This is a genomic window from Bacillus sp. FJAT-27231 (genome assembly GCF_001183975.1).
In the GTDB taxonomy this organism is placed as follows: domain Bacteria; phylum Bacillota; class Bacilli; order Bacillales; family Domibacillaceae; genus Pseudobacillus; species Pseudobacillus wudalianchiensis.
The window spans coordinates 356049-381886 of sequence record NZ_LFZU01000001.1 but is presented as its reverse complement, the minus strand read 5'-3'; the positions used below and the strand labels follow the sequence as shown (position 1 = coordinate 381886).

At 41.1% G+C, this 25838-nt stretch carries 17 protein-coding genes, 2 pseudogenes and 2 riboswitches; of the genes and pseudogenes, 2 read left to right on the top strand and 17 right to left on the bottom strand.

Going from position 1 to position 25838, the window contains the following annotated elements; translation table 11 throughout:
* Positions 1-648 precede the first annotated feature (648 nt).
* The 6 genes from AC623_RS01865 to AC623_RS01840 all read right to left on the bottom strand — a co-directional run bounded on the left by AC623_RS01865 (position 649) and on the right by AC623_RS01840 (position 9080).
* A complete protein-coding gene (locus tag AC623_RS01865) occupies positions 649-1983 on the bottom strand; it encodes an NCS2 family permease (protein ID WP_049659975.1) in 1335 nt (444 codons plus the stop codon).
* Between the two features lie 93 nt (positions 1984-2076).
* A riboswitch (purine riboswitch) is annotated at positions 2077-2178 on the bottom strand.
* An 82-nt stretch (positions 2179-2260) separates the two neighbouring features.
* Positions 2261-3781, bottom strand: coding sequence for a glutamine-hydrolyzing GMP synthase (guaA, locus tag AC623_RS01860; RefSeq protein ID WP_197091001.1), 1521 nt, complete (start codon positions 3779-3781; stop codon positions 2261-2263).
* 132 nt (positions 3782-3913) lie between these two features.
* A riboswitch (purine riboswitch) is annotated at positions 3914-4015 on the bottom strand.
* 140 nt (positions 4016-4155) lie between these two features.
* On the bottom strand, positions 4156-4788 hold the full coding sequence (locus AC623_RS01855; RefSeq protein WP_049659971.1) for a VC0807 family protein: 633 nt from the start codon (positions 4786-4788) through the stop codon (positions 4156-4158).
* A 104-nt stretch (positions 4789-4892) separates the two neighbouring features.
* Positions 4893-6569, bottom strand: coding sequence for a M20/M25/M40 family metallo-hydrolase (locus AC623_RS01850; protein ID WP_049659969.1), 1677 nt, complete (start codon positions 6567-6569; stop codon positions 4893-4895).
* A gap of 250 nt (positions 6570-6819) precedes the next feature.
* Positions 6820-7647, bottom strand: coding sequence for an ammonia-dependent NAD(+) synthetase (nadE, locus tag AC623_RS01845; protein WP_049659968.1), 828 nt, complete (start codon positions 7645-7647; stop codon positions 6820-6822).
* The gene (locus AC623_RS01840) at positions 7644-9080 is read right to left on the bottom strand and encodes a nicotinate phosphoribosyltransferase (protein ID WP_442853551.1); all 1437 of its coding nucleotides are present in this window, start codon (positions 9078-9080) and stop codon (positions 7644-7646) included. The genes nadE and AC623_RS01840 overlap by 4 nt, the downstream gene beginning before the upstream one ends.
* Before the next feature lie 278 nt (positions 9081-9358).
* Here AC623_RS01840 and AC623_RS01835 point away from each other — a divergent pair, with 278 nt between their 5' ends.
* A complete protein-coding gene (locus AC623_RS01835; protein ID WP_049659965.1) occupies positions 9359-9811 on the top strand; it encodes a hypothetical protein in 453 nt (150 codons plus the stop codon).
* Positions 9812-9905: 94 nt separating this feature from the next.
* Here the strand turns inward: AC623_RS01835 and AC623_RS01830 are convergent, their stop codons facing one another.
* The 3 genes and pseudogenes from AC623_RS01830 to AC623_RS21670 form a co-directional block, all read right to left on the bottom strand.
* A complete protein-coding gene (locus AC623_RS01830) occupies positions 9906-11864 on the bottom strand; it encodes an LTA synthase family protein (protein WP_049659963.1) in 1959 nt (652 codons plus the stop codon).
* A gap of 1010 nt (positions 11865-12874) precedes the next feature.
* Positions 12875-13163 (bottom strand): annotated as a pseudogene (locus AC623_RS21855) (DUF2515 family protein).
* Entirely contained in the window at positions 13090-13302 is a 213-nt protein-coding gene (locus AC623_RS21670) for a hypothetical protein (protein ID WP_049659961.1), read from the bottom strand. Before AC623_RS21670 ends, AC623_RS21855 begins: the two are co-directional and overlap by 74 nt.
* Before the next feature lie 66 nt (positions 13303-13368).
* Here AC623_RS21670 and shc point away from each other — a divergent pair, with 66 nt between their 5' ends.
* A complete protein-coding gene (gene shc / locus AC623_RS01820) occupies positions 13369-15261 on the top strand; it encodes a squalene--hopene cyclase (protein ID WP_049659959.1) in 1893 nt (630 codons plus the stop codon).
* A 180-nt stretch (positions 15262-15441) separates the two neighbouring features.
* On the opposite strand, the gene AC623_RS21330 is transcribed toward shc, so the two are convergent.
* The 8 genes and pseudogenes from AC623_RS21330 to AC623_RS01790 form a co-directional block, all read right to left on the bottom strand.
* The gene (locus AC623_RS21330; RefSeq protein ID WP_156186981.1) at positions 15442-15618 is read right to left on the bottom strand and encodes a hypothetical protein; all 177 of its coding nucleotides are present in this window, start codon (positions 15616-15618) and stop codon (positions 15442-15444) included.
* 27 nt (positions 15619-15645) lie between these two features.
* Entirely contained in the window at positions 15646-17601 is a 1956-nt protein-coding gene (locus AC623_RS01815) for an aconitate hydratase (protein WP_049659956.1), read from the bottom strand.
* A gap of 184 nt (positions 17602-17785) precedes the next feature.
* Entirely contained in the window at positions 17786-19612 is a 1827-nt protein-coding gene (locus AC623_RS01810; protein WP_049659953.1) for a sigma-54-dependent Fis family transcriptional regulator, read from the bottom strand.
* A 216-nt stretch (positions 19613-19828) separates the two neighbouring features.
* Positions 19829-21391, bottom strand: a complete 1563-nt coding sequence (locus tag AC623_RS01805) for a bifunctional GNAT family N-acetyltransferase/carbon-nitrogen hydrolase family protein (protein ID WP_049659951.1) — start codon at positions 21389-21391, stop codon at positions 19829-19831.
* A gap of 42 nt (positions 21392-21433) precedes the next feature.
* A pseudogene (locus tag AC623_RS01800) lies at positions 21434-22246 on the bottom strand (ABC transporter substrate-binding protein); the annotation flags it as partial.
* A gap of 18 nt (positions 22247-22264) precedes the next feature.
* The gene (locus tag AC623_RS20735) at positions 22265-22681 is read right to left on the bottom strand and encodes an ABC transporter ATP-binding protein (protein WP_231603572.1); all 417 of its coding nucleotides are present in this window, start codon (positions 22679-22681) and stop codon (positions 22265-22267) included.
* A gap of 52 nt (positions 22682-22733) precedes the next feature.
* On the bottom strand, positions 22734-24254 hold the full coding sequence (locus AC623_RS01795; RefSeq protein WP_049659949.1) for an aldehyde dehydrogenase family protein: 1521 nt from the start codon (positions 24252-24254) through the stop codon (positions 22734-22736).
* Positions 24255-24308: 54 nt separating this feature from the next.
* Positions 24309-25670 (bottom strand): putrescine aminotransferase, encoded by a 1362-nt coding sequence (locus AC623_RS01790; RefSeq protein WP_049659947.1) that lies wholly within the window; start codon positions 25668-25670, stop codon positions 24309-24311.
* Positions 25671-25838 lie beyond the last annotated feature (168 nt).

Below are 25838 nucleotides of genomic sequence, written 5' to 3'. Positions count from 1 at the left end.
GAACAGAACAGAGCAAGCTCCGTCAAGTCCGCTCGACTTGCATGTATTAGGCACGCCGCCAGCGTTCGTCCTGAGCCAGGATCAAACTCTCCAAAAAGATTGTTTGACTTGCTCATAATTTAAAATAAGAATTAACTTACTGGCATGTATTTTGTTCAGTTTTCAAAGATCAATTTTTCACCGTCGCCCAATAGCGACTTTCTTATTATATCATCTTGTTTACTGCTTGTCAAAACTTTTTTAAAAGTTTTTTCAGTGTCTCGCTGTTGTTTATCATCAGCGGCGACTCTCAATACTATAACAGGCAATTTTAAAAACGTCAATATTTTTTTAAATAAATTTTATTCCTTTTTATTTTCTTTTTTAATTGCTTCATTTCCCTCTTTTCAAATCACCAACTCTTTTAAAATGGATGTTATAGTTTAGCAAATGATTGTAATAGAAAACGCTGACTCCTTCATCATGCATTTGTAAGATCTTTTGCAGGGCAAGCTCCAGAGTGTGATTCAACGTCCTGCGGAAAAATGAGGCCTAGCGAACCGACACGGAAAGTATCTACTTGCAACAAAAATCAATAACCAAGCATAACAGGGCCAAAATAATAAAAGAGGCTGTTTTCTGTACAGAAAACAGCCTCTTTCTTAATCTTTAAATCAGAAAAACAAAGTACAACACGAAGATAACAAATAAGAAATACATAATCGGATGAATCTCTTTTCCTCGACCTTTGGCAATCATCGTAATTGGATAAAAGATAAAGCCGATAGCAATTCCTGTAGCAATGCTATACGTGAGCGGCATAGCTACAATTGTCAAAAATGCAGGAACAGCAATTTCAAACTTCATCCAGTCAATTTGGCCGAGCGCAGATACCATTAAAACACCGACAATAATCAAAGCAGGAGCTGTTACTGGCGCTGTGATAACTTCTAACAGCGGGAAGAACAACAAAGATAATAAAAAGAATCCTGCTGTCACAACAGAAGCAAACCCTGTTCGAGCACCGGCCGCTACTCCTGCGGAAGATTCGATATAAGAAGTTGTTGTTGATGTTCCAAGCAATGCTCCAATGACCGTAGCACATGAATCAGCAAAAAGAGCTTTCCCAGCACGCGGCAACTTATCTTCTTTCATTAGGCCCGCCTGATTAGCGACAGCTACAAGTGTCCCAGCTGTATCGAAAAAGTCCACGAATAAAAATGTTAAAATCACAACAAGCATTTGAATCGTAAAAATTTCTGATGGTGATTGAAAAATTGTTTCCAGCGCAACTCCGAAAGTCGGCTCAATACTTGGTACTGTGCCGATCACACTTTTCGGTAAATCAATGAGGCCTGTCACCATTCCAATTACGGCTGTAATGATCATTCCAATGAAGATTCCGCCATTAACGCCTCTTGTCATTAAAATGACCGTAACAATAATTCCAAAAATGGCAAGAAGCGTATTGCCAGCTGTTAAATCGCCGATCCCAACAAGAACGGCATCATTATTAACAATAATTCCGGCGTTTTGAAAGCCGATAAAAGTGATAAATAAACCAATCCCAGCTCCAACGGCGAGTTTAAGCTCTGTTGGAATCGAATTGATAATCTTCTCACGCAAACCAGATAACGTTAGCAAAATAAAGAACAGTCCTGAGAACAACACACCACTTAAAGCTGTTTGCCAGGAAACTCCATATGTTAAAACGACTGTGTAAGCAAAAAATGCATTTAACCCTACTCCAGGTGCTAAAGCAACCGGGTATTTCGCTATTAATCCCATCAATAAGGAACCAATCGCTGCTGCAATAGCGGTAGCCACAAAAACAGCCCCATAATCCATTCTCATCGCATCCGGTAAATCTGGTACTGTTTTTAGCGAGAGTGTTACTGGATTAACAATGAGAATATATGCCATCGACAAAAAGGTCGTTAACCCTCCAATAAATTCACGCCTGTAATTTGTTCCGAGCTCTTCAAACTGGAAAAACTTTTTCATCATAATCTCCTTCCTATTTCCCCATCAAAAAATAAAAGCGCCTCGGACAAAAGCGTCCGAAGCGCAACTTAGATACCAAACGATAGAGAAAGATCTATCTATTTGTTACCTCGTAGTCAAGCTATTTACGGCAGCTCGGTAGAAACTTTTGGGCCATATTCCCAAGATTATACGAAGAGTACATCAAGATTTAATTCTCTCTCATTTTATCCGGCTTCTTCTAACAGGTCAATAAGAAGACGAACATTTTATACTTTTTTCTTTGATTTGTTCGTATTTATTCCCACTCAATTGTAGCAGGCGGCTTGCTTGTAACGTCGTATACAACGCGGTTAACGTGTGGTACTTCGTTTACAATGCGTGTTGAAATTTTCTCAAGCACATCCCAAGGGATCCGTGCCCAGTCAGATGTCATGCCGTCAATAGACGTCACCGCACGAATACCGATTGTATAATCGTACGTACGAGCATCTCCCATTACCCCTACACTGCGGATATCCGGCAGCACAGTGAAGTATTGCCAAATCTCACGCTCAAGCCCATTCAAACGAACTTCCTCACGTAAGATTGCATCAGATTCACGTACAATCTCTAGCTTTTCTTCACTAATTTCTCCAAGAACACGAATGCCAAGTCCCGGTCCTGGGAACGGCTGGCGCCACACAATATGATCAGGAATACCAAGCTCTGTTCCAAGAGCGCGAACTTCATCTTTAAATAGCGTATTTAAAGGTTCAATCAACTTAAACTGCATATCTTCAGGCAGTCCGCCAACGTTGTGGTGGGATTTGATCGTTTGCGCAGTTGCCGTTCCACTTTCGATAATATCTGTGTAAAGTGTTCCTTGCGCTAAGAATTCAATACCTTCCAGCTTAGTTGCCTCATCATCAAATACATAAATAAATTCGTTGCCAATAATTTTACGTTTTTGCTCAGGATCTGAAACACCTTTTAATTTGCTTAAGAAGCGATCCTTTGCATCTACTTTAATTACGTTCATGTTAAAGCCTTGCGCGAATGTTTCCATTACGTCGTCCGCTTCACCTTTACGAAGCAATCCATGATCGACGAAAATACATGTTAACTGATCACCAATTGCTTTGTGAATTAATACGGCTACAACAGAAGAATCTACCCCGCCGCTTAAAGCGCAAAGTACCTTTTTATCTCCAACGACTTGACGGATTTTTTCCATTTCTACTTCAATGAAGTTTTCCATGGACCAATCGCCGCTGCAATCACACGCTTCAAATACAAAGTTCTTTAAAAGCTCAATACCATACACAGAGTGTTTCACTTCCGGATGGAATTGCACAGCATAAAGCTTCTTCTCTTCATTACTCATAGAAGCAATCGGGCAAGAAGGATTCACCGCATCAACAGAAAAGCCTTCCGGAGCAGTTGTGACTAAATCACCATGGCTCATCCAGACAACCTGTTCAGCTGGCAAACCTTTATAAAGTGCTGTTTCATTTTTCACTTGAATCGCTGCTTTCCCGTATTCACGGTGTGAAGCAGGTTCTACTTTCCCGCCAAAATGCTTCGTCATCAGCTGCATACCATAGCAAATACCAAGAATCGGAATATTTAATTCAAAGATTTCCTCATCGCAATGAAATGCATTTTCCGAGTAAACGCTGTTCGGTCCACCGGAAAAGATAATACCTTTTGGGTTTATTTCTTTTACTTCTTCTGCAGTGATTGTATGCGGATGAAGCTCACTATACACACCAAACTCCCGAATACGGCGAGTAATCAATTGATTGTATTGACTGCCAAAATCTAAAACAAGAATCATTTCCTGATTATGTAATTCCGGTTTTCCTGCCACTCTTTCCACTCCTCTATTGTGCAATAAGATACTGCTCGATGCGTATAAAATAAAAACTAGAATCCTCTCATCATTATGGAGAGCAGAATTCTAGTTGTTTACATAAGAACCTGCCCTCATAGTCCAATCATTTACGGTGATTTGGTAGAAACTTTCGACCCATATTGTCGAAAATATACGAAGGAGAAATTGATTATTCGAGCTAATTTGACCTCATTTTATATCTATCAATCCTGACGGTCAAGCTGTTCTGGCGTTAATTAAATATTCAGTAAAAAACACCTTCAGAATGTAACCGCTTTTTTCTCCTTCTTGTTATTCTGAACATTTAGAGAGATGCTTCAAACAGGGGGACGAATGGATTCTTCATCATTTGTTTGAAGTAATTTTGATATATAAATGAAACCAATAACCGATACGGCGGTAATGCCCCAGCTCAGCACTTGTCTTAACACAATGCCTTTATCAAATGCATCTACCCCGTACTCTCTTATTAACCATATTTTGATGGATGCCAGCAATACATCCCTAAAAGCAAACAATAGGGTAATCCATTTAAAAGTACGAAGTACCTTTTTTTGATAAAACGATTTTTTCATCTCATGACGGTCACTGCCTTGCAATTCAGTAAAATCAATAGCAAAAAAGAGAAAAAGCGGTCTATTCACTAGCACCGATATAATAAACAGCAAAGCGATCGCATAAGAGTAAAATACATTATTCCACAATAACTGCATAGCAGATCCAGCTAGTACATCTATTAGGGTGCCCACAATTAAATTTCCAAGCATAAAAATACCAAATAAGTTGAATGTTTTAATTAGAATAAAGCGATAGATGCTATAAAGAATTCCAGGAACAGACGAGACGAGCATGGTATAATAATCACCAAGAAGATCCCTGCCGAAATTCCAGATAAGCAATGGAATAGCTACATAACAAATCAGATCAAAAAGGACGACATAATTTTTCAACTGGTTCACCTAATTTCATTGCCATACTAATAAGAAAAAGCCAGGACTCCTTCGCGGCTGCAACACTTCAGCTCAGAAGGAAGAACCTGGATCTTTTTCGTTCATTAATTTATTTTTACGGGTACATAATTTAATAAGCTGATCGTCGTTTCTCTGATGAGTTTAGGCAAAATGCCGAACGAGTACGGCTTATAAACGCGTTCCGTCCATTTGTGGCCGTCTTTTCCATAGACCCCCATGTTTATAGAAGGAATATTTAACCGGCGTATCTCTTCAATAGGCAGCGTATAAAGACCTCCAACACTTGGCAAATTGTTCAATAGGCTTTGCAGCTCTTCATTCGTCTCATGAATAGATAAATAGCTGCCGTCAGCTAAATAAGGGAAGAATTTTTTCACTTCAAACTTTTCGCCGCTTTCCCTTTCCACTTTCTCTAATACATTCTTGATGGTTTTCAAAATAGCTTGTTCCGCTGGGTTATCTTCTCGCAAGAAGTTATGAGGCAAGTATGGCGGAGCAAAAAACAAAATGACCCGCGGCTTTTTATAAGGATCCAATTCGTTTAATACTTCTACTATTTTAAAGGAAATCATTCGTACATCAAGCATTCTATGCTCCTCTGTTACTTTGGCGCAAACCGCCTCTACATCGATCCCTCTATTTTTTAAATCTTGGCTATACTCCTCGAGAGAGGCAACCTCAATGTCCCAGTTCAAATTTTTTCGCGGAAGCCCTGAGCGTTTTATATACTCTTCATACTGGCTTGATAAATATTGAGTTATTTCCTGACAGGCTTCTACTGTAATTTGGCGAAGCTTCTTCATGACGTCAGCAGCAGAGTCACGGTATAAAAAGTAGTTAAAATACAAATAACTGCTCGTTGCTGTTTGTACATTGTAGGTAAACTTGTTATCCCGCTGGAATAAACACGTCGGCGGCAACACCATTTCATCAGGAATATTTTCACAAAGCTCAACATTATTATGAATTCTTCTCGTTAGCTCTGCGGCGATAAAATTCGGGTCCACTCCTTGCAGTGTATCCCCTACGTGCGCTTCTCTTCCATAGATGTAAAAGCTCGGAAGAATTTTACCTGCTGCTCCCGTATAAATATATCTTGTTATGTCGCCATCATATTGAGGAGTAATGAAATCATCATTAATGGCAGCAATATATTCTAAACCCCACTCATTCTTTAAACGTTCAAGCTCAAAGACGGCGCTTTTAACGCCTGCATGCTGGCTTTCTTCATCAGGATTGAACATGACAAGCAAATTACCGGGAAGTTCATCATGGTGTTCTGAAAAGTAAAGCAGGTTAGCCAAATGAACGGCCGCACCGCTTTGCATATCTACCGCTCCACGTCCAAACATCCAGTCACCTGATTGGGCATCAGCTTGAACATCTGGATTTTGCTCAAACCCGCTAAAAAAGCTTTGCAAGTAATCGGGATCAAAAGCATGAGCACGCAAGGAACCAAAATCCTCAACACCGACTGTATCAATATGAGCGTGATAAATAATCGTTTGTTTGGCATTGATTCCACCTTTGATAAATGCAAAGACATTTTTTCTATTTAAAGCATCATCAATCGTAGTCTGTTCCCAAACAAGCGCCGGGTGCTCTTGAAAGTACGGGTACGAACGCAAAATACGCAAAATCGCATCGGCCACCGCTACCTCGCCTTTTTCCGAGCCATTGACACTTGGAATCCCCACTAACGTTTTTGTCAACTTCTCTACTTGCTCCGCCACACTTAAACCCTTCAGCTCGTTGTACATACTCTCAATCTCCTCTAATGTGGTCTAAAAAACCTGACACTCCTTAGCAGTCAGCATGTCAGGCTTGTTATTTTCTTATGCTGTTTTGTCATTTTGGTGCTTTTTCTCCTGTGATGATAGTGACTCGAGCGCTACTTTAACATTCATTTAAAACTATATTAATTATATAGGATTTCACAAAAAATGGTAAGCGGTTTTATTCATTATATACAAAAAAGGCCTGCTTATTTTAAAGCAGGCCGTCTATCTATCACTTCCAAAAATCATCAAAAATACTAATTGGCAAATGCCGTTTATGCTGTGAATTTAAATATAATTGTTCAATCCGTTTTCTAGCCGCCTCTGGCACTTCTTTTCCTTCCAAGTAATCATCGATGTATTCATAAGACACTCCAAGAGCGTCTTCATCAGGAAGCATTGGACGGTCATCCTCTAAATCAGCTGTCGGTACTTTTGCATATAAATGCTCCGGACAATTTAGAGCTTTTAACAATTGACGTCCTTGTCTTTTATTTAAACGATAGAGCGGAACAATATCAGAGCCGCCATCGCCATACTTAGTGAAAAAGCCAGTGATCGCTTCAGCAGCATGATCGGTTCCAATGACAACGCTGTTTCTCATAGCCGCAATGCTATATTGAGCTTTCATACGTTCGCGGGCTTTTTCATTCCCTTTCTCAAAGTCTGTCAGCTCAATACCAGCCGCTTTTAGAGCTTGTTCACTTGCATCTACGGCAGGTTGAATATTAATTGTAAATATTTCATCAGGTTGAATGAAGTTAAGAGCATCTTGACAGTCATCTTCATCCTTTTGAACACCGCTCGGAAGGCGGACAGCATAGAACTTATACTCATCCGATCCCGTTTCTTCTTTCAACTCGTCGGCAGCCATTTGCGCCAGCTTCCCCGCAAGCGTAGAATCCTGGCCGCCAGAAATTCCGAGCACAAAACCTTTTAGGAAAGAATACTTTCGTACGTAGGCTTTCATAAAATCAATGCTCTTTCGGATCTCTTCCTGCGGGTCAATAACAGGCTTTACTTTCAGCTCCTCGATAATCTTTTTTTGTAAATCTGTCATTCTTTACTCTCCTCCTCAAGATGATGCTGCTTTAATCTCTTTTCCGTTTTTTCTTTCACTTCTTGAATAAGCTCCATTTTATTATTCCAGCATTTCTCACTCAAGTCGACTGGGTAAGCTTCTGGATTTAATATTCGTTTATATTCATCCCATAACAATTCGAGACTGCTGTTTAAATAGTGACGCATATCATCCAGTTCTGGAAGCTGGTAAACAAGCTCTCCCTTCACAAAAATATCTTCATGTAAATCCCGTGCTTCAAAATTAGTCACGAACTTGGAAATATAGGTGTGTACCGGATGAAACATTTTAATTTTCTCCTGTTCATATGGCTTTTCTTCTTCCAATACAATATAATCCCCTTCTGACTTGCCACTCGCCCGGCTAATAATCCGATATACACGCTTCTTGCCAGGGGTCGATACTTTTTCAGGGTTGCCGGAAATTTTGATTGTGTCCTCCATCTCTCCATGTTCATTTTCAATGGATACTAATTTATAGACCGCTCCTAAGGCTGGCTGGTCAAAAGCGGTAATCACCTTTGTCCCAATTCCCCACGTATCAATTTTGGCATCTTGAGCTTTCAAGTTTAAAATTGTATACTCGTCAAGATCGTTTGACGCCACAATTTTCGTATTGTGAAAGCCCGCTGCATCGAGTTGCTTTCGTGCCTCCTTCGATAAATAAGCGAGATCGCCGCTATCGAGACGGATTCCAGCGAAATGAATTCGGTCTCCCATCTCCTTCGCCACTTGAATAGCATTCGGCACACCTGATTTTAAGGTATCATACGTATCCACTAGGAAAACACAATTCTTGTGGGATTCTGCGTACTTGCGGAAAGCTGTATATTCATCTCGATATGCTTGGACCATCGCATGAGCATGTGTGCCGGCTGGCGGAATACCGAACAGCTTACCAGCGCGTACATTGCTTGTAGCATCGAACCCCGCAATATAAGTTGCGCGGGTACCCCAAATCGCCGCATCCATTTCCTGCGCCCGCCTTGTACCAAATTCCATTACTATATCATCACCGCATACCGTTTTAATTCGGGCTGCTTTCGTAGCGATTAATGTCTGAAAGTTAATGATATTTAAGAGTGCCGTTTCGATTAACTGGGCTTCAATAAGCGGCGCTTCCACCCTAACAAGCGGCTCATTCCCAAATACGACTTCCCCTTCCTTCATAGAACGAAGATTACCCGTGAATGTCAGCTTTTTTAAATACTGCAAAAAATCCTCTTCATATTCACCAATACTACGCAAATAGTCAATATCACTATCGGTAAACTGAAGGTCCTTTAGGTAATCAACAGCTCTCTCTAATCCTGCAAAGACAGCATAACCATTTTCAAATGGCATTTTTCTAAAAAACAAATCAAACACAGACTTTCTTTCATGGATACCATCTTTCCAATACGTAAAAGCCATGTTGATTTGATATAAGTCGGTATGCAAAGATAAACTGTCGTCTGTAAATGGACTTGTCACATTCATCTCCCCTTTATCAGTTATGTTACCACGTTTCCCGCTTCTTCAATCTTTATACAGTTGTTTTCAGCCTTTCATTTGTCAGCTATCTCAAATATTGATATTCTTTCTTTAAAGCAATAGTTCATACTTTTTTATTCAGCTTCGCCTGAATAAGTCTCTCCCAAGGAAAAGTGGGTATAAGACTATTACAAAAAACAAAGGGAGAAGAAAACAACATGAATGAAAAGCTATTAATATGCTGGAGCAGCCTAGAAGAAGGCTCTCAAGAAGAGGAGCTCATTGGGCAGTTGAAACAGTCATTCCAAGATAAAAAAATAAAACAGTTAATTAAGCATGCTAAAAGCCTTTATAAAACCGATACGCCTGAACAGCAGCCGTCAACTTATTCTTTTTCTGTCGTTCATGATGATATCCCAGCAGATAAGGATTCTGATTTCCAGCCCGTTAAGACTGAAGGGTTTGTTATCTACGAAGGAAAGGGGCACGACTATAAAGAATTTTTAGTCGCCGTCAATACGATGCTAACTCTTATTCAATCCTCAGCTGAAAAATGTATTTTTATTATTAAAATCGCGGCAGAGCTTAAATATGTAAATAGAGAAGTAGGCGCAAGATTCATTGACGATCTTGCTGAAGAAGTATTTTTGTATTCTAAAAAGAAAAAATAAAACGATTCCGGCCTGAAAACCGGAATCGTTTTATTTTTAAGAGAAGATATCTGGTTTACTTTCAGGCCAGTTGCACATCATTCTCGAAGAAACATTATTTAGTTGTTACTGCCTCATCCTCTTCACCTGGACGATGATTATAATCATAATCAGAAGGATTTACTGGCTTAAAGCCTTTCGGCGTATAAAAGCGTAGTAAATCTTCGTTTAACACCTTATCGGAAAGCTGAAGCTTCTTCTCAACGAGTTCCGCCTCACGCTTAATCTCGTCTGTCGCTTCTACTTCCTCTCCAGTTGTGGTGTTGTAATACTTATCATTAATAGCTGTTACGTCTTTGCTAATAAAGTCTCCGTTACGGAACGGAACCACTGCATTATGGCGCGGTGATAATAGGTCTGTTCCCATTTGGACGTATTGTTTTGTATCAATGCCTAACAAATGAAGAACAGTTGGCAATAAATCAACCTGACCGCCGTATTGATGCTGCACTCCGCCTTTAACGCCAGGTACATGAATAAACAATGGCACCCGTTGCAGCTGGGCATTCTCAAACTTGCCGACTTCTTTGTTCATTACAATGGACATCGCTTTGTTATGGTTATCAGAAATACCGTAATGATCGCCGTACATAATAATAACAGAATTATCATATAGGCCTGATTTCTTCAAATAATCCATGAATCCTTTTACTGATTCGTCCAAGTATCTAGCTGTTTGGAAATAGCCATCAACAGAGCTGTCTCCCGTATGATGAGGTTCGATCGTTGCTTCCTCTTGATTCATTGGGAACGGAAAATGGTTCGATAATGTAATAAACTTTGCATAAAACGGCTGCTTAACTGTTTCTAACAATGGAATAGATTCTTTGAAGAACGGCTTGTCCTTTAATCCATAATTCAATACATCTTCTTCATTCATATCGTAGTAGCTAGAATCGAAAAATTGGTCAAAGCCTAGTGCCTTGTAAATTTCATCACGATTCCAGAAAGACTTTTTGTTACCGTGGAATACGGCAGACGTATAGCCTTGTTGTCCCAAAATAGCTGGTGCCGCCTGGTACGTGTTATGCCCTTTCATAGAAAAAGCGGATCCTTGCGGTAATCCAAACAACGAGTTCTCTAACATAAACTCAGCATCGGACGTCTTTCCTTGTCCTGTTTGATGGAAGAAGTTATCAAAGTAGAACGTATTTTGGTCGTGTGCCAATGAATTTAAATATGGCGTTACTTCTTTTCCATCTAGCTTATAATCAATGATAAAATTCTGCAGTGACTCTAAGTGAATGTAAATAACATTCTTCCCTTTCGCTTTACCGAAATATTGCGGATTTGGCTCGGCATAGAGAGACTTCGTAAAGTTCACAACCTCTGTCGTATCACTGCTGTCAGCCATCGCTCTCTGTGTTGAAGCTTTCGAACTTTGAACAGCATCATAAACCGTATAGTTGTACATACCTAAATATTTCACGAGATAATTCCGGTCGAATGTTCTCGTTAATAATTGTGGGCGGTCTGTTTCTGCCAGTCCTAGGTTGACTGTGAAAAGAATGACAGCTGTTAAAAAAACAGCCCCTACTTGACGGCTTGTCATCTTCACCGGTTCCGGCTTCACATACTTAGACAATAGAAGCACGATTAAAATAACTGTATCTAGGAAATAGATAAAGTCATAAGGCTGCAATAAAGCACCTATACTTTTCCCTAAATCACCTGCATTATCGGTTTGTGTAAGGGTTGGCAGCGTAATAAAATCTGTGAAAAATCGGTAGTATACGATATTGGCATATAGCAAGAAAGATAGTAAAAAATCAATAACAATCATCAAAATAAATGATTTTCTTCCTTTAGCAAATAGAGCGAATGCTAGGAAAAGTACAGCAGAGCTTATCGGATTAATAAACAACAAGAATTTCTGCATTATGTTGTCAATACCAAGATCAAATTCAATTTGATAAGCTGCATATGTTTTCAACCAAAGGAGAATGACAGCTAACGAAAAGAACACCATCGGTTTGCTAAGAGAAAACGAATTCTTATTTATTGTTTTCTTCATTTTATTTTCACCCCTGTTCCATCTGAATATCATTATATGCTATTCATAGAGCGTCTTAACTAAAAACTTTGACTCACGAAATAAAAAAAAATAACATAATAAATAATAGGGACCGCGAGCAAAAAAGTCAACTAGGACGTATGTGAATAGTGGTCTCTCGTGCTATTTTTTTATAGACAAATAGTCGAAAGATTAGACTTCTTTCGATAAATGATTACTATATATTGACGAATGAAAAAAGCCTTCCTAATTATGTATGAAAATGAACTGTCCCCCTCCCCTTCCGAAGTCAACGTGGCGGCTCCCCCTAAAAAACACTAAGAAGAAAAGCAGCAAAAAGTAAGTTTGTACAAGTTCTTTCTGATAAAGTAAAGTCTGAACGAGAAGTATAGACCGCATCAGCTAAAAATGACTTTTTTAGCAATTGCAGCAAGCTCAAGCTTTTCAAGCGTTCGGCAATATTCAGCAGCAATTTTCCCATCTATTGGTTCGTTTTCTTTTTGCAGATATTGAATGATCCGGCAATCACCGAACCAGTCCCCTAGTTCTCCTGGAGAATGTTTGACATTTCCCCATGCAAATTCAAGCTTGGGACTATACAGTTTAGTTGCTTCTTTTTTATCTCGCAGTCTTTCAGCCTCTTTATAAAGCCTATTCCAGGTACTCCCTCACTGACATCATTAAAAATATGCGGCCAATAATCTTTGCGCGTGCCTGCATGACAATAGCAGACTGCCCAACAAATTTTTTTACAGCCGTTCTTTATTCCCGAAAAGCAAACGGTATAAACATTTTCCTAACGTAATGTGCTCATGCAACGAAGTAAAATGGTGAAGCGTCAAACCAACAAATGCAGCTTTCTCTCTTTTTGTTTATCTGAATAGGAAGGAAAAAGAAGATCCTGTAACGTGAACTCCAATGTCTGAAATACTCTTTCTTTAAATCTAGCATCGCGGATCACCCTTTTTCCCAATAGTGGTTTCAAACTGCCTCCATAAATACCGATACGTTTAAAAAGGCAATAGGTAGAACATGTTTTGACTTTGTCTTTTACTCTCCATAAACGCTAAAAATTGCGGATAGGCATCTTGAAAAATAAGCCAGTTGCTCCGTTCTAAAAAAGAAAAAACACCTGCCGTTTCTCGAAACCATATGCGCGAGGAACGCCCAGCGAATCTCTGGGTAAAGACGATAAAAGTCTAAATAAGTTTTTGTTCTCACCACGTTATTGACATTCAACCGGGCCGTCTCTAAACGGCTTTTCTGTAACAAATCCTGATCTTTCTTTGGCAAACTCATTTCTCCCGGCATTGGAACAGCCTGAAGCCTTTTCTTTACTCCCTCCTGAATCCCATAAAGATGGCTTGACAGCGACTGTTTCTTCCTTGGCTTTTCCAGAAAAAAATAACCGTTCACCCCCACTGCGATTCAGCTCCAAGCATTCTTTTTTCCTAAAGGAATATGTATAGAAGAAATGATCTTACGGTGAAAGGATGGTGTATCAATGAAGCCTAAGGTAAAGGAGTTAACCCGCCAAATTGTGAACCAGCTGAAACAAGCCCAAACAGCAAATGGCTCATGGGATTATCCATTCGAAACAGGGATTTCTTCCGATGCTTATATGATTATTTTATTAAGAACACTAGAAATAAATGATGAAGACTTAATTCGTGGATTAGCTAAAAGAATTATGAGCAGACAAGAAAAAAACGGAGCCTGGAAGCTTTTTCATGATGAGGATGACGGAAATGTAACGGCCACTGTTGAAGCCTATTACTCTCTGCTTTACTCCGGTTATTACACAAAAGGAGATCCCCGCCTGCAGGCAGCCAAAAGGTTTATTCTCGCAAAAGGAGGAATCGAACAATCACATTTGCTGACAAAAATCATACTCGCTTTAACTGGACAATATCGGTGGCCTCCTTTCTTTCCAATTCCAATTGAAATCATTCTCTTACCATTATCCTTTCCGATTAACTTTTATGATATTTCTGTTTTTGGCAGAGCCAACCTCGTTCCTATTATGATCTTATCTAATAAGAAATACAGAAAGAAGACAAAGAGAAGCCCTGATCTTTTCGACTTATTCACTTCCAGATCTGATAACGGTTTTCGGTGGCCGGAAAGCCGTGAAACACAAAAGCTTTGTTCTATGGTTAAAGAGGAGATTACACGCTTGATCGGTCTCCCTCATGCTATTCATTCATTAGCTGTTCAACGGGCAAAGCAATATATGCTGGATCACATCGAACCAGACGGAACTCTTTACAGCTATTTCAGTTCTACGTTTTTTATGATCTTTGCCTTGCTTTCACTTGGCTATTCCAAAAGCGATCCCGTTATTTTAAAAGCCATTACCGGTTTAAAAGCGATGAAGTGCCTAATTGAGGGCCATCCCCATATGCAATTTACAACGGCGACCGTCTGGAACACAGCTTTAATTAGCTACGCTCTGCAGGAAGCAGGAGTTTCTTCCGCGGATCCATCCATAAAGAAAGCAGGCCATTATTTAGCCAAACGGCAGCAGTACAAATACGGTGACTGGGTTTTCCATAACCCTCAGGCTCTTCCTGGCGGATGGGGATTCTCAGATATCAATACAATGAACCCTGATGTTGATGATACAACAGCCTCTTTAAGAGCTCTTTCATATCTTGTTACACTTGACCCTGCGATCTACCAGACGTGGAAAAAAGGCGTTCAGTGGACCACATCCATGCAAAATCGGGATGGCGGATGGCCGGCTTTTGAAAAAAATACAGACAAAAAGTTATTAAATTTATTGCCAATCGAGGGCGGACGATTTTTATTAACGGATCCGAGCAGTGCCGACCTGACAGGCAGAACGCTTGAATTCCTTGGAAACTATACAAATTTACGAAAAAATCACCGGATGATCGAACGAGGAATAGACTGGCTTCTACATCATCAGGAAAAAGACGGCTCCTGGTACGGCAGATGGGGAATTTGTTATATATACGGAACGTGGGCAGCTGTAACAGGAATGATGGCAGCTGGGATGAAACCGCAAAACCCGGCGATTCAAAAATCAGTGAAGTGGCTATACCGCATCCAAAATCCAGACGGCGGATGGGGAGAATCCTGTAAAAGTGATACAAGAAACACCTATATCCCTCTCGGGGCCAGTACCTTAACCCATACAGCGTGGGCTCTAGACGCGCTTATTTCAGCAGCCGAAAAACCAACAAAAGAAATTCAAACCGGAATCGCTTATTTACTCGCTTCCTACGCTAAAAAAGACTGGACTATAGATTATCCTGCCGGGCAAGCGATGGGCGGCCGCTTTTACATTCACTATCACAGTTACCAATATATCTTTCCTCTGCTCGCTTTAGCACACTACGGAAAAAAATTCGAATCATCTAAAGTGCCATAACTAAAAAGCTGTCTCACAAAGAGACAGCTTTAAAATTGTAGACAAAGCCTTCTTTATATACAGTCAGGCTAATGAAAAACGAGTGCCTTTCGAGGTACGGAGCTTGATTACCGCAGGCAGGTGAGCGTTTATCAACAGCCTGAGACCGAAAAACACTTTTCGGTCCAGCTTTATTTTTCTTTAATCTAACAAGCGATTATTTTCGTCTACGGACATAATTCTGGCGGAATCAAATTGATTTTCTGCACTGATATGTCCCGTTCCTCTGCAAACACTGCAATTATACTGCCAGCCCTCGTCATCAGAGAGCATCCCGGTTCCTTCACATGCCCGGCATGTATTTTCTCTGTCCACCATTTTTATCCCTCCATACAGTTGTTTACTTTATGCATTTTTCCGTTGCCGTTCCTTCACCCAGTTAATCATTCCGCCTTTTAGCATAACGTCAACCTGTCGTTTGGATAGCGCATGTTTAACATGGATCAATTGAGTGCTTCCTTTTACATTGATAGTAAATTCGGTCCCTTGCTGAATTTTGCTTCTCAAGTCTGAAAGCTGCAAAACATCTCCTTGGTTCAAATTATCATAATCCTCTTCATGAACGAAGGTGAGTGGTAAAATGCCAAAGTTCACAAGATTTTGCCAGTGAATCCGGGCAAAGTCTTTCACTAGAGCTACCCTCAGACCTAGATAGCGCGGCGCAAGAGCCGCATGCTCACGGCTCGACCCTTGACCATAATTCATTCCACCTACAATCGCATGCCCGCCGCCAGCAATGCTTTCCTTCCCGCGTGTATAGTAGGTTTTATCAATAATTTCAAAGGAAAACTTGCTAATCTCCGGAAGATTGCTTCGATAAGGAAGAACACGTGCTCCTCCAGCTAAGATCTCGTCTGTAGAAATATTATCCCCCATCTTTAATAAAATCGGGATTTCTAGCTGATCCGGCATCTCATCCATTTCTGGGATAGAGGCAATATTGGGTCCCTTATGCAATTCAACTTTCCGTGCTTCCTCGTACGGCAGCGGGGCCTCAAGCAAATTCGTATCAACTGTCGGCTCTTTTGGTTCTTTAATTTGCGGATATGGAAAATCAAGTGTTCTCGGGTCAGTGATTTCTCCTGTTAATGCAGAAGCGGCCGCTGTTTCCGGACTGCATAAATAGACGCTGTCTTCTCTCGTTCCGGAGCGTCCCGGAAAATTACGGGGAGTCGTCCGCAAACTGTTACGTCCTGTTGCCGGTGCCTGTCCCATCCCGATACAGCCATTACAGCCAGCCTGATGCAGCCTTGCACCCGCTTGCAAAAGACTCGCAATATGACTCTCCTTCACTAAATCCGTCAACATCTGTCTGGAAGTCGGGTTAATATCGAAAGAAATACCCTGGGCTACCTCTCTTCCTTTCACAATTTCGGCGGCAATCGCAAAATCACGGAATCCTGGATTTGCCGATGAGCCAATATAAGATTGGTAAATAGGTGTGCCGGCCACCTCCGTTACAGCTACAACATTGCCCGGACTAGATGGCTTAGCAATGAGCGGTTCCACTTGAGACAGATCGATTTCTTCGTTAAGATCATAAGCAGCTCCTTTATCGGCAACCAACTCCACCCAATCCTCTTCACGGCCCTGTTCTGTTAAGAAAAGCTGTATTTCATGATCAGATGGAAAAACGGTTGCGGTAGCGCCTAGCTCTGCCCCCATATTAGCAATAACGTGGCGATCCATCGCACTGAGCGTATTAACACCCGGCCCATAATATTCAATGACCTTGCCAACGCCGCCTTTTACATCGTATCTGCGCAACAGCTCTAAAATAACATCTTTTGCACTGACCCAATCGCTCAGCTTCCCAGTTAACTTAATCCCCCACACCTGAGGCATTTTAACGTAGAATGGCTCTCCTGCTATCGCTAAAGCAACGTCAAGCCCTCCAGCTCCCATCGCCAGCATACCCATGCAGCCGTTTGCACACGTGTGGCTATCTGATCCCAGCAGTGTTTTCCCTGGTTTCGCAAGCCTCTGCATATGAACAGGATGGCTGACCCCATTTCCCGGACGGCTGTAATATAATCCGAAACGCCTTGTTGCACTTTGCAAGAACAAATGGTCATCTGGATTTTTACTGTCCACTTGAATTAAATTATGATCTACATATTGAGCCGAGGCTTCTGTTTTTGCCCGCTCTAATCCCATTGCTTCTAATTCCAGCATAACCATCGTCCCCGTCGCATCCTGGGTAAGCGTTTGATCGATCTTCAACCCGATTTCTGTACCTGGAATCATCTCGCCCGAAACAAGATGTGCCTTGATTAGCTTTTGGGTAACATTTAGTGGCATGTCACTCTCTCCTGTCCGTAGGTTTCTTCGCTGTTATGTATTTTCCTGTACTTTTATATAGCGTGATCTGCTCAGTAAAAAATATACATTTGTTTTCCTTATGCAGGGAGTCTATATGGCTGCCCATAAATAAAAAAGATCGCACATATATTGGCGATCTCTAAAGCTACCACGAGCAGTTGTCTCAATTATTCATTAAATAATGATAGCTGACAGCCGCAGGATCATTTTGCAAGTTATGCTCTTCAAGCTTTCTATATAAAGTAGCAAGGCTAATGTTTAACTGAGCGGCGATTTGCTTTTTGGCTTTGACTGAGTAACCGTATTTATTTAGCATCTTTTGTAAAATAGTCTTTTCATGAAGGCTAAGCATCGCTTTTAAAGAAGAGGAATCTGAAAAATGATCTTTTTGCTCCAGCATGCGCACCGGCAGACTCGGCATAGTAATTCGATTCGTTTGTTCCATGTTCACCGCATACTCCACTGCATTTTCTAATTCACGTACATTTCCAGGCCAGCGGTAATTTTGAAACAGCTCAACGACTTTTGAGTCAAATCCGTGAATTTCTTTATTTAAAGAGGCTGTGTGCTTAGATAAGAAATGGTTCATTAAAATAGGAATGTCGACTTGTCTCTCTCTTAGCGGCGGTAAATAGAGGGGAATGACGTTTAGTCGGAAATATAAATCGGCGCGGAACTCTCCTTCTTGGACCATTTTCTCCAAGTTTTGGTTCGTCGCGGCGATCACTTTAATATCGATCGGGATCAAACTGCTCCCACCTACCCGCTCTACTTTTTTATGCTGTAACACATGCAAGAGCTTCACCTGCAAGTGCAAAGGAAGGTCCCCGATTTCATCTAAAAAGATTGTTCCGCCATCTGCCATTTCAAATTTCCCTATTTTCCCTTCCTTATTGGCGCCTGTAAATGCTCCCTTTGCATAGCCGAACAGTTCACTTTCAAGCAAGGTTTCCGGAATAGATCCACAGTTAACAGAAATAAAAGGACCAGAGGCTCGATTGCTAGCGTTGTGAATGGCCATCGCAAATACCCCTTTTCCCGTCCCGCTTTCGCCGGTGATCAAGATATTTGAATGGCTGTTACTTACTTTCATAGCTTGTTGTTTTAAGCTTTTTATAATATTGCTTTTTCCCTTTACTTCAGTGAAAGATAAATCCAATTCACCGGTTGTTAAAGAGTAGGCAAGTTTTCTTACGTCTGACATTTTACGAATGGAAGCGACAACTCCATAGACTTGGCTTTGATTAAAAATAGGGGTGGCTGTTACGATAAAGTGGAAGTGTTGTTTGGGCATTTCGTAGATTTCTTCTTTTTCGGAGTACCCTTTACCTGTTTTGAAAACAGACAGCATAGGAGATGCGGGTAAAATTTGCTCCAGCGGTTTTCCAATAAGCTGCTCCTTACGCATATCCAGCAGCATTTCAATTGTATAGTTACAATGTGTAATCATCCCTTGTTTATCAATGGCAATAATTCCATCTTGAATGGATTCCAAAATGGTATTTAATTTATTTTTAGTTAAAAGTAATTGATTTGTCGTCTCCATTTCAGCAACTTTTCCAGTTATCAATTCTGACATGCGCCACAAGAAATTTAACATTTGCTTTTTGTTTTTAATGAGCAGATTGTGCTGTTCTTGATTGAACGCTAAAAGGCCAATGACTCCAATGGCTTTTTCCTTATATATGATAGGACAGCAAATTTCCGCCACTTCTTCTAGTTCACCTGTATTAACGAGCGGGTCGTACATTGGATCATTACGCGCATCTTCCACTACAAAGGCCTGCTTCGTGATCAGCACCCTGCCATATACATAGCCAGCTTCTTTTTTCCCGCCCTCTTCTATCGTATTAATTCTCTTCCTGCATTCTCCCGTGCCTGCCATGACGGTCATCGTCTCGTCTATTATCTCTGTTTCAACCTTCAAGGCTGCCGATATAGCATCTGCTATCTGCTGTACCAATTCTTGTATCCCCTTTAAAAATGTCACACCCTCACTCCTATCTTTTCAAATTTATATAATGACTTACTTCTATTTCCAGCTTAAAAATCCTCTTAATATCCAAATATTGTATGTAAGAATCGTATGTAAACAAAAAACCCTTTACTTAAGAAAGGCCAGAATTGTTCTTTGCCCATCCGAATAAAGGGTTCCCTCTATGCAACTGCTTTTCTCGGCAAGCTTACAATATAATTTAATAGAAGACTACACTTGCCCTGCTCCAAGCAAGTCTAATTTTTTAATTTCTGTATCATACAGTTCCATTCTTCTATCTTTCAGTGGTGTAACGGTACCGATATTTCGGCTTCTTCTTAAGGTTTCTAAATCCACTTCTCCGACGATAATCGTTTCAATATTCGGATTGCACTCGCCAACAATCCCGTTTCCGGGGAACGTAAAATCGCATGGAGAAAAAATACCGGACTGCGCATACTGAACATCCATATGCGGAACATGTGTTAAGTTTCCAGCCGTTCCAGCAATCACAGTATACACCTGGTTTTCGATCGCCCGTGCCTGTGAGCAATACCTGATTCTTAAGTAACCTTGCTGATCTTCTGTGGAAAACGGAGTAAAAATAATTTGAGCTCCCTTGTCAGCAGCGATGCGCGCAAGTTCCGGAAACAGAATATCGTAACTAATCAGCATAGCGATTTTTCCACAATCTGTATCGAATACATGGATATTGTTTCCCGGCTGTATCCCCCACCATTTCCGATCATCTGCTGGAATATGAATTTGGCGCTGCCTATCAACCGTTCCATCTCTCCTAAAGAGATAAGCAATATTGTAAATAGAATGGTTTTCCTCTACAAAATGAGAGCCTCCAATAATATTAACATTGTACTTGATTGCTAAATCTGTGAATGTCTGTACATATTGCTCTGTAAAGCTAGTCAGCTTTTTCACTTGCAAACTAGGAACATCCTCCCCTAAAAACGATAAGAGCTGCATCGTAAAGGTTTCTGGAAATACAACAAAGTCAGACCTGAAGTTGGCACTTGCATCGATAAAGTATTCACATTGGTTAGCAAAATCGGCAAAGGAGTGGATTTGCTTCATCATATATTGCACAACTGAAATTCTCACCGGAAAGGCCCTTTGGTATTGGTGCTGGGCTTTTGGCAAATAATCGACGTTATACCATTCCATCAATGTCGCATGTTTAAGAGACGCTTGATCATCCGATAAATAATCCGAGTTTACGCGCTTTAACACGAATCCATTCATCATTTGAAACGTCAGAACCGGATCATAAAGATTCTGCTTCATCACTTCGTCCACATACTCCCTTGCTGATAATCTATCAGCATGTTTGCTATAGTTAGGGATTCTGCCGCCTATGATGATGCTCTTTAAATTTCTTTCCCTGCAAAGCTGCTTTCTCGCCTCATACAGCCGCTGGCCTATTTTCATGCCCCGAAAGTTCGGATGAACAGCCACATCAATCCCATAAAGGTTCAATCCCTTTGGATCATGGTTTCTTATGAATCCATTGTCTGTGATCTCATCAAAGCTATGGTCATCGTCATACTCTTCGAAATCAACAATCAAACTTGAACATGAACCAATAATTCTTCCGCCATATTCTACACAAAATTGTCCCTCTGGAAAGATCTTTAAATGGCTTTCCAAGTGTTGAACCTCCCATGGTTCCATTTGTGGGAAAGCAATTTTGGACAACTCGATGATCTCGTTAAAATCCTCTGTTCGAATATTGCGGACAATGATTTTTTTATCAAAGTTTGATGGTTTTTTTACCGGCATAAAAACCGCCCTTTCCTTCTCATTCCGAAATATTAGGCTAATTTATTGTTTGACCTCTGCCCATACGCGATCGTACACGGCTGTTGCTTCGCCTACATCTCTTGCATAGATGCCCCTTTTCAGTTCATCGGCAGGTAAATCAATGGCCCTTCGAAGATCGTCAGGCAATTGTTTTAGAGCTTCTTTATTTGGATTTCCATATGGGTAACTCATCGTAATTTCCTTGCTGATTTCAGGGCGCAGTAAAAAATCGATAAACCTTTCGGCGTTTTCTTTATGAGGCGCTCCTTTGGGAATCACTGCATTCTCCTGCCATAAGAGCAAGTATTCTTTCGGCAGGATGAGCTTAATAGCTGGATTTTCCTGTTGGGCAAGGATGGCCTCACCCCCATATAAAACCCCTGCTTTCACCTCATTATTTGCCAAAACGGTTTTCGGACTTTCGTTATCGAACAGTTTGATGTTAGGCAGCAGCTCTTTCATTTTTTTGCCTGCTTCCTCGATTTGCTTTTCATCTTTTGTGTTTGGATCATACCCTTCCATAGCAAGCATGGCACCTAAAACGAAACGCATATCATCAGATGCTACAATACTGTTTTTAAACTGAGGATCAAATAAATCCTTGTACCCTGTCACTTCCTTATTCACGAGTTTTTCGTTGACCGCGATAATGCCTGTCCCCCACATAAAGGGAATAGAGTAATCATTGCTCGGATCGACGTACAATCCCATAAAATCCGGATCAATGTTCTTCAAGTGAGGAAGATTGTCTTTATTGATCTTTTCCAGCATTCCCTGCTTCTCCATAATTTCTAGGTAATATAAAGTAGGGAACACAACGTCATAACCTGATTGGCCGGCGCTTAATTTTGCCTACATCTCCTCATTAGATGCGTACGTATCATAGTTCACTTTTATTCCTGTCTCTTTTTCAAATTTTTTGATGACTTGATCCGGAATGTACTGAGACCAAGGTACTTTTTTCATTCGTAACCCATACGCAATATTGTTAAAGACACTCATGTGAGGGAATAGAGCATAACTTTGAAAAACGGTATTCACATCACGTTTATAGGGTTCTACATGATTGACCATCTGGCCATTGACCCATACTTCGCCTTCCGTCGGCTGCTCAAAGCCTGCAATCATTCTTAGTGTCGTTGTTTTTCCACATCCTGAAGGACCGAGCAACGTAAGAAATTCTCCGGATTCTACTGAGATATTAATGTTTTCTGCAGCCACGAAATCTTTAAACCTTTTAGCTACATTTTTTAGTTCAACCATTGGCACACTCAAGCGATCCCCTCCCATTCGTATGCCTTATAGCATTTTTAGCCGCTTATTAATCGGCAAACCAGCCTGTAGGTTCTACCTTTAACGTATTAATGATTTGCTTCACTTCTGTATATTCATCAAATCCATACGTTCCAAGCTCTCTTCCAATGCCGCTCTCTTTGTATCCTCCCCACGGACCTTCTACTAAGTTCTGCTCATACGTATTTATCCAAACAACTCCTGCCCGGATATATTTAGCCATTCGTTCTGCCTTTGCTGTGTCAGATGTAAAAATCCCTGCTGCTAACCCGTAAGGAGAGTCATTAGCAATGTTCAGCGCTTCCTCTTCTGTATCAAATGGAATGACACAGAGAACAGGTCCAAAAATTTCTTCTCGGGCAATGGCGGCACTTGGATCCACATCGATAAAGATCGTCGGTTCAATAAAGTACCCCTGCCTACAGTCCTCATCGAGCAAACGGCGGCCTCCACACATGAGCTGTGCTCCCTCTTGCTTGCCTATTGCAATATACTTTTCTATCTTTTCCATATGCTGTTTGCTAATAACCGGCCCCATGTGCGAAGAAGGGTCAGCGCCGTGGCCCACACGAATTTTCTTAGTCGCCTCAGCTAAATCTTTAGTGAAACGATCATAAATTTCCCTTTCAACTAATAGACGGGATCCTGCCGAACATACTTGCCCTGAGTTATTAAAAATAGCGAACGCCGCATAATCTAAAGCGCTTTCATAATTAGCATCAGCAAAGATAATATTTGGCGATTTCCCCCCTAATTCAAGCGATACTTTTTTCAAATTGCCTGCAGCTTCTTTTATAATGTGTTTTCCAGTTACAGTACCGCCTGTAAAAGCGATCTTATCTACAAGAGAACTAGTAACGAGCGGCTGTCCGGCATTTGGGCCCGTTCCATTTATTAAATTAACGACTCCTTTCGGAAAGCCTACTTCGTCAATCAATTCAAAAAGACGAATAGCGGTTAGTGGTGTGAGTTCGGAAGGCTTTAAAATACATGTGTTGCCTGCTGCTAATGCCGGTGCCAGCTTCCAGGCAGCCATCAAAAGGGGATAGTTCCATGGGATGATTTGGCCGCACACGCCAATTGGTTCTCTCACTACTCGTGAAACAAGAGGTTCCGTTGTCTCAAACGTTTCTCCTGTGGGCTTCGTTGCCAAACCTGTATAATAACGAAAGGTTTTAACAGCCTCAGCGATATCACCTTGCGCTTCTCTCAGCGTTTTCCCATTATTAGCCGTTTCTATTGCAGCAAGTTCCTCCTGATGTTCCTCCATTTTTGCGGCCAGCTTCGTAAGCAACGAGGCCCTTTCATGAGCTGACATAGAACGCCATTGTCCTGTATCAAAAGCTGCACGCGCCGCCCGAATGGCTCTTTCGGCATCCTGCGCGTTAGCCGATGCCACCTCGGCAATTTCTTCTCCTGTAGCCGGATTAATAATAGAAAGAGTCTCCCGGCCAGCCGGTTCTGTCCACTCTCCGTTTATATATAATTTTTTCAGATTTACTGTATCCGTCCATGTCCCAATAAGTGATAATTTCTCTGCCTGACTCATTGTCTATCGATTCCCTTCTTCTTTATTTAAACAGGGCCTTTATAGCCCTGCTGATTAACTAGTTACAGCTGGCTGTTGGGCTAGATTTGCTACATGTTTATCGATTGCATTAATAACCGTATCGATTTGTTTATACGTGATAACAGCAGGCGGCTCAATCCGGATAACCGTAGCATTATTCAATGTTCCGCCTACAAGGATTTGATCATTAAACAATCGCTTTGCCAATTCAAAGCCAACTTCATTTGTGGCAAACTCCATTCCAATTAACAATCCCTTTCCGCGAACCGCGACCATTACTTCTGGATAACGTTTTTGAATTTCAGCTAATCTTTCCATGATGTAATCGCCTTTTTCGCGAGCTTGTTCTACGATATTCTCTTCTAGGATTGTTTTAATTCCGGCAATGGCTCCTGCACAGCAAAGAGGATTTCCGCCAAATGTTGAAGAGCCGAGCAAGAAAGGGTTTTCCTCCATTTTCCTCCATAGATGTGGACGAGCTACCATTGCTGTAATCGGCATCACTCCGCCCCCAAAAGCTTTGCCAAGTGTCATAATATCCGGGACCACATTCCAATGATCAATACCAAACAAAGTTCCTGTCCTGCCCATCCCGGTTTGTATTTCATCTACAATTAATAAACAGCCATGCTCATCACAAATCTCTCTCAATCTAGGGAAATAATCATCAGATGGAATATTAATGCCGCCTTCTCCCTGAATCGGCTCAACCATAATACCGGCCACTTTTTCCCCTGTCGCCTCAAGCTGTTTAATAGCATTTTCCATAGCATCTGCATCACCGAACGGAACATGATGGAAGCCGGGGACAAGCGGTAAATAAGGCTCTCTGAACACAGCTTTCCCTGAAGAGGAAAGGGCACCAAACGTTTTTCCGTGGAATCCATTCACCGTAGAAATAAAGTGAGTCTTGCCTGTTGCCAAACGTGCCAATTTAAACGCCATTTCATTGGCCTCAGCACCTGAATTTGTGAGATAAGTATACTGCATATCCCCCGGCGTAATAGCTGCTACAAGCTTAGATAAGTAGCCTCTCAGCGGGTCAACTAGTTCCTGGCTATGCAACGCATAACGCTTCAATTGGGCCTCTACTGCTTTTACTACTTTTGGATGACGATGTCCTAATAAATAAACACCGTAGCCGCCCAGGCAGTCGATAAATTCTCTGTTCTTCGTATCACGAAAAATAGCCTGCTCGTCCTCCCACTCTACAAATGAAAAGTCAGTAGAAGCTGATTTCCGATGCTCCAAGATAGCCCTGTTTACAAAATGAGTAAAATTATAAATGGAATCCTCAATAATTTGGTCCTTCTGCTTCTCGCTAAGTGAATCGCTTTCAATTAATTCCAAAATCTCTGTTGCTATTTGAAGTGCTTCCTCATTCGATTTCCTCATCTTTTTCATCCCCTTGTTTGTTTTTTATGCCTACGCCTCTATTAATGCAACTGCTGTGCCAGCTTCCAAAACTAGCAATATCACTGTTAGACAGCCTTGTAAGCTGATTTTATTTCTCATCTATGAGAAATTTAAGAGGGAGTTAGAAACATTATTCAAAAAGTTCCA